The sequence below is a fragment of the Mesorhizobium sp. P2_E9 genome (genome assembly GCF_056403815.1).
Genome location: NZ_JBFUET010000040.1, coordinates 1 through 8,109, shown reverse-complemented (window position 1 = coordinate 8,109; position 8,109 = coordinate 1). Strand labels below are relative to the sequence as shown.

The window sequence follows — 8,109 nt, the reverse complement described above, 5'->3', positions numbered from 1 at the left end:
TGTGGAGGGAGATGCCGGAAGGGGCGACGACGACGCCGCCATTCAAGTAGAGATACGAGCTGTTCAGCGTCAGAGCGGTTCCGAGCGTCAGCGTCCCGCTGTCAGTGAGATAAGCGCTGTTCAAGACCAGCGAATTGGCCGCCGCCGCCCCGGTGATCGTCGCCGCGCCAGAGGGCACGCTATTCAGCGAGGCGTCGTCCGACGAGGTCGGCACCGTCCCCGTCACCCAGTTCGCCGCCGTCGACCAGTYCCCMGTCGCGCCGAAAAGCCACGATACGCTTGCCATGACCCGCTCCTGCTCGCTTTCGTCTTCTCTGAGCTACCCCTCGAAAAGCCAGATGAAGTTTAGTCGTCGTCAAAATCCCACTTGTTGGGGATATTCTAAGACTGAGCGTCGCATTGCCCAATGACAGTCAGTCGCCGGGCGCACACGGTGGTCGGAGTTTGCACGTGCCAAGGCACCCTGTTCGCGCCAAGGCAACGCGCCCACGCAGTCTGAGCGCGTTAACCACTCAAACATTCACCTCTCCGAAACTACCGTAGAGTAGCTCCCCAGCCTTTTTCTCGTATATTAGCAATATCTGAATAACCGCGCTGAGTCCAATATTCAATTCAGAAAGTTCAGTGCTCGAATGGACGAGTCTCTTCAGAGACGCGGTTGGACGGGTTCGACCGGAGCGGGGGAAGGCTCGCGAGTTACAGCGGCTGGATGCGCCCGAACTCGTCCACGAACCAATAGGGCTTGAGGTCGGCAGCATTTGAGAGGTTCGACAGCGCCACGAGCATGCCAAAGACGACCAGCCGCTTCATCCGATGATCCTCCGCGTTCCTTCGACGCCCTCCAGGCCGAGTTCGGCGGGGTCGGGGACCGTCGTTGCGAAAATATCGAGATAGTTTCGCCGTTTCCTGGGCGATGCCTGGACGAGCTTTTCGACATTCTGAGAAACTGTTTCCTTGAGGCGTTCAGCGCTAGGTTTCAGGCTTTCTTCGGCAACCTTAATCCTAGCGTCGATCGCCGCTACCTCCGGTTTCTCCTCCGCTTCGTTTCCAGCTCGGCCACTCGATGCCTTAGCGTGTTTCGGTTTTGGCAGGCTGGCGTTGCTATTCACGGTGCGGGTTGCGGCTCCTTTGTTACCGGCGCCGCTCTCGCTGTCGCAGCGACAGTCGGCATCACCGCAGCGCCGTGTAGATGTTAGCGCTTTCCCGGCTCCCACTGAAAGCTGAATCGACATGCCGTAGCCGCGGCAATCTCTAGGAAATGCCAGCGACAAAGAGCGCTCTGGGCCGAAATTCGTCGCTTGGCCGGCGGCCATGCCGACCGGTACTGGCGCCTATTTCAGACCCGAAGATGTCATTGCGGTTGGCGCCCCGAAGGTCTCATTGGGTCAAGATACGACATAATAAAAGGTCAGCTTTTGGCGCTTAGCGGACCCTTTGGGCCGCGATCATGGCGCGCCGTTTAATTAGCCACGATGTTAGCATGAGCGACCCACCAGCCAATTGTCGACTTTTGACCGTTCCGCACATTCCTAGGGCTGCAACTCCTCTTGGTCCCGCTCAAGCGAAGAGTCAGGGCAGCAACACGATTGAACGTACCAAATAGATGGACTGTGGGCGGTACTCTGGCTTGACGTTTCGCCATCATGGGTGAACGGTAGCGGCAACCCGGCACCGCGCGGAGAGGCACGTTATGATCAAGATGATCAAGGCTGTCTTGGGTTTTCTTCTGCTGCCTTGGCTTGTCATCCTGCCCGTGGTCGCAGTGACACCGGCGATCGCAACCGATTTCAGCAAGCCCGGTCCTTTCGCGGTCGGTCTTCAGAAGTTCACGATACCCGACGTGACTGGTGAGCACCCGCTGGAAACATGGGTCTGGTATCCCGCTGCTGGTCCTGCGCCAGATCCCGCAGGTGCGATCCTGAAGACGACACCGGACGCACCGCCGGCAACGACCGGTCCCTATCCACTGCTTGTGCTGATCCCCGGATCCTCGATGCCGGGCATAGCCTACACCCGCTGGGGCCAGTTTCTCGCGACCTACGGGTTCGTCGTCTTCGCTTCGAGCTATGATACCGGATTCGACGTTCGCCGGTTGCTCTACTACCGTTCTGCCAATGTGGTTCGTGTGATCGGCTACGCCGATACACTCACAGCCCCGGGTGGCAAACTCGCTGGACTCATAGATACCTCCCACATCGGCGTCTGGGGGCATTCGTCGGGCGGAGCAACTGCGCTCCAGGCGGGAGGCGCCCGGATCGACTTTAAAGCACTGGATAGCTGGTGCGCTGCAAATAAGGCCGAGAAATTTGGCGACGCATGTCAATTTGTCGGTTTCGAGCCGACGATCGCCAAACTCTACGGCGCTGCAGACCCGTTTGCGGGGCCGATGCCACCCATTTGGGATAGCCGCGTGGCGGCGCTCGTTCTCGCAGCTCCGGGCGGCGAGTTGCAGGTATTTGGCACCACGGGCATTGCGGCTGTCAAAGTGCCGACGCTCATACTGGTCACTTCTGACGACGAGATGGTGAAGCCGGAATTCAATGCCCTATGGGCGCATGATAGCATCGGAAGTCGAGACAAGGCGCTGGCCGTATTCGACAAGGGTGGGCACATGATGTTCGCTTACGGTTCCGGTCCCGGTCCGCAGTTCGATCAAGCACAGACGCTGACCGCCGCATTCTTCCTCACTATTCTAAAAGGTGATTCCATCGGGCAGGCGGCCCTGCGACCCGGCGAAGCGTCGTTTCCGGGCCTCCGCTATAAAACGACCCTCCACTGAGCCGGCCGGACTCATAGCTGGATAGGTGGAGGGCGCTCGTGTGGCCAACGGCGACGCGTGGTCCGCTTGTGGCGCTTAGCGGACCCTTTGGGCCGCGATCATGGCGCGCAGTTTCGCGCGCGGAAGGAACGGCAGCTTTGCGCCGCATGCACGAACCCGCTTCGCGGGAGGGGCGCCTCGTTCTGAGATGGCGCGACAGTGCATTGGTCTTGAGCAGGTAGAAGCTGCGATCTGACCATGGGTTCCTTCAACGAGAGGAACTTGCCATGGATACTCTGTCGACCGTTGCACCGATCACGCCACTTCGCCAGCGCATGCAGCAAGACATGCTCATGCGGGGCTTGGGCCCCCATACCCAGCAGGACTACGTTCGTCACGTCCGGCGCTTCGCAGCCTTCCTCCGACGCTCTCCCGATACTGCGACGCCCGAGGACATCCGTCGCTTCCAGTTGTATCAGCATGAGAACGGCGTCGGGCCTGCGACCATCAACGGCGCGGTCTCGGCGTTGCGGTTCCTGTTCCTGGTGACGCTGAAGCGGCGGGATCTGGCCCGTGTGCTGGTGATCATGCGCCATCCGCGCAAGCTGCCGGACGTGCTGAGCGTGGAGGAAGCGGCGCGACTGCTCGAAGCAGCACCTGGCATCAAGTACAAGGCCGCGCTCGGTGTCGCCTATGGCGCGGGCCTGCGCGTATCGGAGGTCGCGCACCTCAAGGTCGATGATATCGACTCCACACGCATGCTGATCCGCGTCGAGCAGGGCAAGGGACGCAAGGATCGCAACGCCATGCTCTCGCCGCAACTGCTGGAACTGCTGCGGCTGTGGTGGCGCGAAGGCCGGCGTCGCGGGGTGATGCTTCCGCATGGCTGGCTGTTCCCGGGGCGCAGCTGCACCGATCCGATCTCGTCGCGGCAACTCCATCGCGCAGTTCAGGAGGCCGCCGAAGTCGCCGGCATCCGCAAGCGCGTCAGCCCGCATACGCTGCGGCACAGCTTCGCCACCCACCTGCTTGAGCAGGATGTCGACATCCGCGTCATCCAGGTGCTGCTCGGGCACAGCAAGCTCGAAACGACAGCGCTCTACACCAAGGTCTCGACCCGGACGATCCACGCGGTCGCAGGGCCGCTCGACCGGCTGATGGCGCTGATGGAGGATAAGTCGCCTCCCGGCTGAACCGTTGCGCGCGGACCTGGAGGTTGCCGACATCTTCCGTGCTGCTGGGCCCGCCTACCGGGCCGCCCATGCAGCGCATCTGGGCCAGCAGCAGCTCAAGGTGATGTCAGCGATCGAGAACTGCCGCACCGCAGCCCTTGGCGGTCACGTCGAGGCCTGCGAGGACTGCGGCCAATGGCGCATCGCCTACAACAGCTGCCGCAATCGGCACTGTCCCAGGTGCCAGGGCGCGGCCGCACGTACATGGCTCGCCGAGCGCGAAGCCGACCTGCTGCCGGTCGGCTACTTCCATGTCGTGTTCACGCTGCCGGCCGAAGTCGCCGACGTCGCCTTCCAGAACAAGGCGCTGGTCTACGACCTGCTGTTCCGCGCGGCATCGGAGACGATGCTGACGATAGCAGCGGACCCCCAGCATCTCGGCGCGCGCATCGGCACCACCGCCGTGCTCCACACGTGGGGCTCGGCGATGACGCACCATCCCCATGTCCACATGATCGTGCCGGGCGGCGGCATCGCGCTCGACGGGAAGCGCTGGGTCTCCTCGCGCCCGGCCTTCCTTCTTCCGGTGAAGGTGCTCGGCAAGCTCTTCCGCCGCCTGTTCCTCACCCGGCTGATCGCACTGCACGATGCTGGGCGGCTCGCCTTCTTCGGATCGATGGCGCCCCTCGCCGAGCGACGGGCCTTCCTACGCCACCTCGCTCCCGTCAGGAAGAAGCGCTGGGTGGTCTACGCCAAGCCGCCCTTCGCCGGTCCCGAGGCGGTGCTCGCCTATCTGTCACGCTATACCCACCGGGTCGCGATCTCGAACCGCCGTCTGATCGCCTTCGAAGAGGCTGGCGTCACCTTCCGCTACAAGGACTATCGCCGCGACGGCGCCGACCGCCAGCGCGTCATGACCCTCGCCACAGACGAGTTCATCCGCCGGTTCCTGCTCCATGTCCTGCCGCGCGGCTTCCATCGCATCCGCCACTATGGCCTGCTCGCAGGCGGCTCTCGCAAGGACTGCCTCGCGCTCGCCCGCCAACTGCTGGCGGCCGCGCCTGCCGTCACGAACGATCCTCCGACAGAACCGGACGACTTCCGCCCGCCGTGCCCGTGCTGCGGCGGGCGTATGATCGTCATCGAGGTGTTCGAACGGTGCAGGCAGCCGCGCGGACCGCCGGGCGCACGGACGAACCGGGAGAGCGCTCCATGACCCGGCATGGCCCGCTTCCTCGCACGACCGCGCCACGCCGGCGCGGGTCAATGGGAAGGTATGCGCGCATCGCTATGGCGCCGGTCGTCAGGCACGTGAAGCCCGTCGGCATCACCGCAAGAAGCTCTCCGACCTGGCCCAGAAGCCGCATGCTCGACCAGCCACCAGCGCCCCATGCGGACGTCCGCAACAGACGTTGGCACACCCCGAGACACAAATCCCCATAGCTCACCGCCTGCTGCCCGCGGGTTCCTGCATGAGAGGCTTTCGTACGCCTGACGGCACCCGAAACCCTTCAGCATGTCGGCCATAGAGGCAATTTTGTCTCTGCCCAGAAGCAGACATCGCGGATGACCATGCTGCAAGTCCGCCGGGCCGCATACGGTCAGCCGTCACTCCGGCAACCCCGCGATCCGCATGTGTCCGATCCAGCGCTCGAGAGGTCCGGGGGCGGTCCAATTCTTCTCCCACTGCTTGCGTTGTTTGCTGATGGAGTCGCCGGGCGAGTCTTTGAGGAAAACCGCAAGCGCTTCCTTTGCCTCCCGCTGGTTTCCCAGACAAGCGTAGATCCCCGCCAGCATTCGGTGTGCGCCGATCGGGATTGGGGACATTTTCCGCATCGCCGTTAGCGCAGCCCCGCAATCGTTCTTTTCATAGAGCGCCCAGCCCATGTCCCAGTTGTACCAGTCGGGGTAGAAGGGATCGATGCCTTTGGCCTGCTCGATCCGATCGATCGCTTCGTCGGTGCGGCCGGCAAAGAGCAGCGGGGCCGCACTGCCCTCGAGGATGTTCGAGGCGCTGGGGTTCAGGGCGATCGCCTGATCGAACTGCGCAATGGCCTGCCCGATCTCGCCGGCTTCACTATGGATTTGGGCGCGGATTTGATGCGCGTTGGCATCGTCCGGAGCGAGCAGGATGGCCTTGTCGGCGTACTCTGCGGCCCGCTTCAACGCCTCGTCGGGGTTGTTTTCCTGCTTGTGCCAGAATACCGAGTCAAAGCGATAGGACCAGGCCAGCCCGATATAGCCGAATTGGGAGTTCGGATCCGCTTCAATCGCCTTGAGGCTGAACTGCCGCAGCAGTTCGTTCCCTGCGGCAGAAAAATCCTTTTCGTTCGCGGCAGACCCCATCAGGAGATAACTGAGCGCGCTAACCCGGGCGGCGTCGCTCTGTGGCAAGGGTCGCTCGATCCTTTGCCCGACCCGAGCCGCAAGCGTGCGGATGATCTCCTCCTGGACGACGAAAAGATCGCCGATCTCCCGGTTGTAGGTGTTGGCCCAGATATGCGATCCGTCATGCGCATTCAGCAACTGGGCGGACACTTTCAGCCGGTCTCCGGCCTTCTGCTGGCTGCCTTCGAGCAGGTAGTCGACGCCGAGTTCTTCGCCAATCTGCCTGATGTCAACCGGCTTACCGCGGTACCTGAAGCTCGAGTTCCGGGCGATGACGGCATAAGTCTTGCTCCGCGCAAGCTCGGTGATGATCCCCTCGGCAACGGCATCGCTGAGATATCCCTTGTCCGCACCGGCACTCATGTCGTCGAAGGGAAGGATCGCAATCCTGGGCATGTCGCTCGAACGAACGGGAGCGGCTCGCCATATTTCCGCGCCGTAGTATGCGCCGACCGCTGCCGCGACGAGAACGACTGCAACCAGAATGAAGCCGCGCTGCGAGAATCGTGACTTGGCACGTTCCGTGCCGGCTGCGGCGTTTGGGGCCGCCGCGTCCGATGGATCGGCATTCAGTCGGTAGCCTCTCCGAGGGAGGGTTTCCACGATCACGTGCGCGTCGTCCGCCAATGCGCGGCGAATATCGGCAATGCATTGAGTGAGGCTGTCTTCGGTCACGAAGGTGTCGGGCCAAACCGCCTGCATAATCGCATCCTTGGACACGATTTCGCCCGGTCGCGCCGCGAGCACGGAGAGCACCTCGACGGACTGACTGCGAAGATTGACCGCTTTGCCTTCCACGGTTCGGAGTTCGTTGCCGTTCGCAAAAAAAACAAAACCGCGGAACGTGACCGTTTCAGCAGATTTCAGGTCAATTTCAGGGGCCGTTCGGGACATTTCACCCTCTTGGCGCGCTTCCTAGCATAGCCCATTCGGCCGCCGCCTCCAAGCGATCCTGGCGGCACTGGATTGGACAGGAGGCTGACATGAAACGGACCAGGTTCATCATCGCTCTCGCTCTCCTTTTGACAGCGCAGACGGCTGCAAAAGCGGATTCCCATATTGTGAATGCAACCGCGCATATTATTTCTCTTACATTTGCAAATGGCGGTATTGAAGAACGGCGCGAACAGAAACCCTTCGATACATACGCCCTCTGTCTCGCATGGAAACATCAGAAGGAATTCCTTCCGCCGGATCCGCCTGCTTTTATTTCTTTCGTATATTGTGCGCATACTGAGGCGACGCTCGCATCATCCTGAGCCGACGTTTCACGGGGTGGCGCGAATGTTTGGTACGAGCTGAGGCGGCGCCCTATCGAAGAACCGCAAGATTCCAGAAATTTGGAACTTCGCTTACGCGCATCATGGAATGTCAGTTTTTGTTCGCAATCCTGCCACCGATGACAATTCCTGGTACTTCAGCTGTCCACCCTTCGGCGACGTTGCCGAAGTGCAGCGGCAATCGGGTCACGTCACGGCGATACTCGCACCGACTTGAAGGTCCGCTATTGAAGATCCGAGGCCCGAAGCTGCCAGTCAGCTATTGATGCGGTGGACGGCTCTCCTCCCTTCCTGCGGTATGATCGCGGGATTAGAGCTGGAGGAGCGCTATGATGAGCAACGTTGCGACAATCGGTCTGGATATTGCGAAGTCCGTGTTTCAAGTCCACGGCGTGGATGCGGCTGGTGAGGTTGCAGTTCGCAGGAAGTTGACGCGTGGGCGCGTGCTGCCGTTCTTTGAGAGCCTGCCGCGTTGCCTGGTCGGAATCGAAGCCTGCAGTTCGTCGCATTA

Annotated in this window: 7 protein-coding genes and 1 pseudogene; 5 read left to right on the top strand and 3 right to left on the bottom strand. The window is 61.7% G+C overall.

All coding sequences use genetic code 11. The features are described from left to right. A partial coding sequence (locus tag AC1D05_RS35495; protein WP_477447617.1) for a hypothetical protein occupies nucleotides 1-286 on the bottom strand: 286 nt, incomplete at its 3' end. A gap of 520 nt (nucleotides 287-806) precedes the next feature. After that, on the bottom strand, nucleotides 807-1,232 hold the full coding sequence (locus AC1D05_RS35490; protein WP_477447615.1) for a hypothetical protein: 426 nt from the start codon (nucleotides 1,230-1,232) through the stop codon (nucleotides 807-809). A gap of 458 nt (nucleotides 1,233-1,690) precedes the next feature. Here AC1D05_RS35490 and AC1D05_RS35485 point away from each other — a divergent pair, with 458 nt between their 5' ends. The 3 genes from AC1D05_RS35485 (at nucleotide 1,691) to AC1D05_RS35475 (ending at nucleotide 5,146) form a co-directional block, all read left to right on the top strand. Next, nucleotides 1,691-2,779, top strand: a complete 1,089-nt coding sequence (locus AC1D05_RS35485) for an alpha/beta hydrolase family protein (RefSeq protein WP_477447613.1) — start codon at nucleotides 1,691-1,693, stop codon at nucleotides 2,777-2,779. Nucleotides 2,780-3,045: 266 nt separating this feature from the next. After that, nucleotides 3,046-3,951: a tyrosine-type recombinase/integrase gene (locus AC1D05_RS35480; RefSeq protein ID WP_477447611.1), complete on the top strand. Its 906-nt coding sequence runs from the start codon at nucleotides 3,046-3,048 to the stop codon at nucleotides 3,949-3,951. 4 nt (nucleotides 3,952-3,955) lie between these two features. After that, the gene (locus AC1D05_RS35475) at nucleotides 3,956-5,146 is read left to right on the top strand and encodes an IS91 family transposase (RefSeq protein WP_477447610.1); all 1,191 of its coding nucleotides are present in this window, start codon (nucleotides 3,956-3,958) and stop codon (nucleotides 5,144-5,146) included. A 392-nt stretch (nucleotides 5,147-5,538) separates the two neighbouring features. On the opposite strand, the gene AC1D05_RS35470 is transcribed toward AC1D05_RS35475, so the two are convergent. After that, complete coding sequence (locus AC1D05_RS35470; protein ID WP_477447608.1) at nucleotides 5,539-7,212, bottom strand: winged helix-turn-helix domain-containing tetratricopeptide repeat protein; 1,674 nt, start codon at nucleotides 7,210-7,212, stop codon at nucleotides 5,539-5,541. 89 nt (nucleotides 7,213-7,301) lie between these two features. Here AC1D05_RS35470 and AC1D05_RS35465 point away from each other — a divergent pair, with 89 nt between their 5' ends. Together AC1D05_RS35465 and AC1D05_RS35460 are read left to right on the top strand one after the other, a co-directional pair. Beyond that, complete coding sequence (locus AC1D05_RS35465; RefSeq protein WP_477447606.1) at nucleotides 7,302-7,577, top strand: hypothetical protein; 276 nt, start codon at nucleotides 7,302-7,304, stop codon at nucleotides 7,575-7,577. Nucleotides 7,578-7,930: 353 nt separating this feature from the next. Continuing rightward, nucleotides 7,931-8,109 (top strand): annotated as a pseudogene (locus AC1D05_RS35460) (IS110 family transposase); the annotation flags it as partial.

Coding starts and splice junctions, on each gene's coding strand:
- AC1D05_RS35465 (WP_477447606.1), top strand. CDS start 7,302: ATGAAACGGACCAGGTTCATCATCGCTCTCGCTCTCCTTTTGACAGCG.
- AC1D05_RS35490 (WP_477447615.1), bottom strand. CDS start 1,232: ATGTCGATTCAGCTTTCAGTGGGAGCCGGGAAAGCGCTAACATCTACA.
- AC1D05_RS35470 (WP_477447608.1), bottom strand. CDS start 7,212: ATGTCCCGAACGGCCCCTGAAATTGACCTGAAATCTGCTGAAACGGTC.
- AC1D05_RS35480 (WP_477447611.1), top strand. CDS start 3,046: ATGGATACTCTGTCGACCGTTGCACCGATCACGCCACTTCGCCAGCGC.
- AC1D05_RS35485 (WP_477447613.1), top strand. CDS start 1,691: ATGATCAAGATGATCAAGGCTGTCTTGGGTTTTCTTCTGCTGCCTTGG.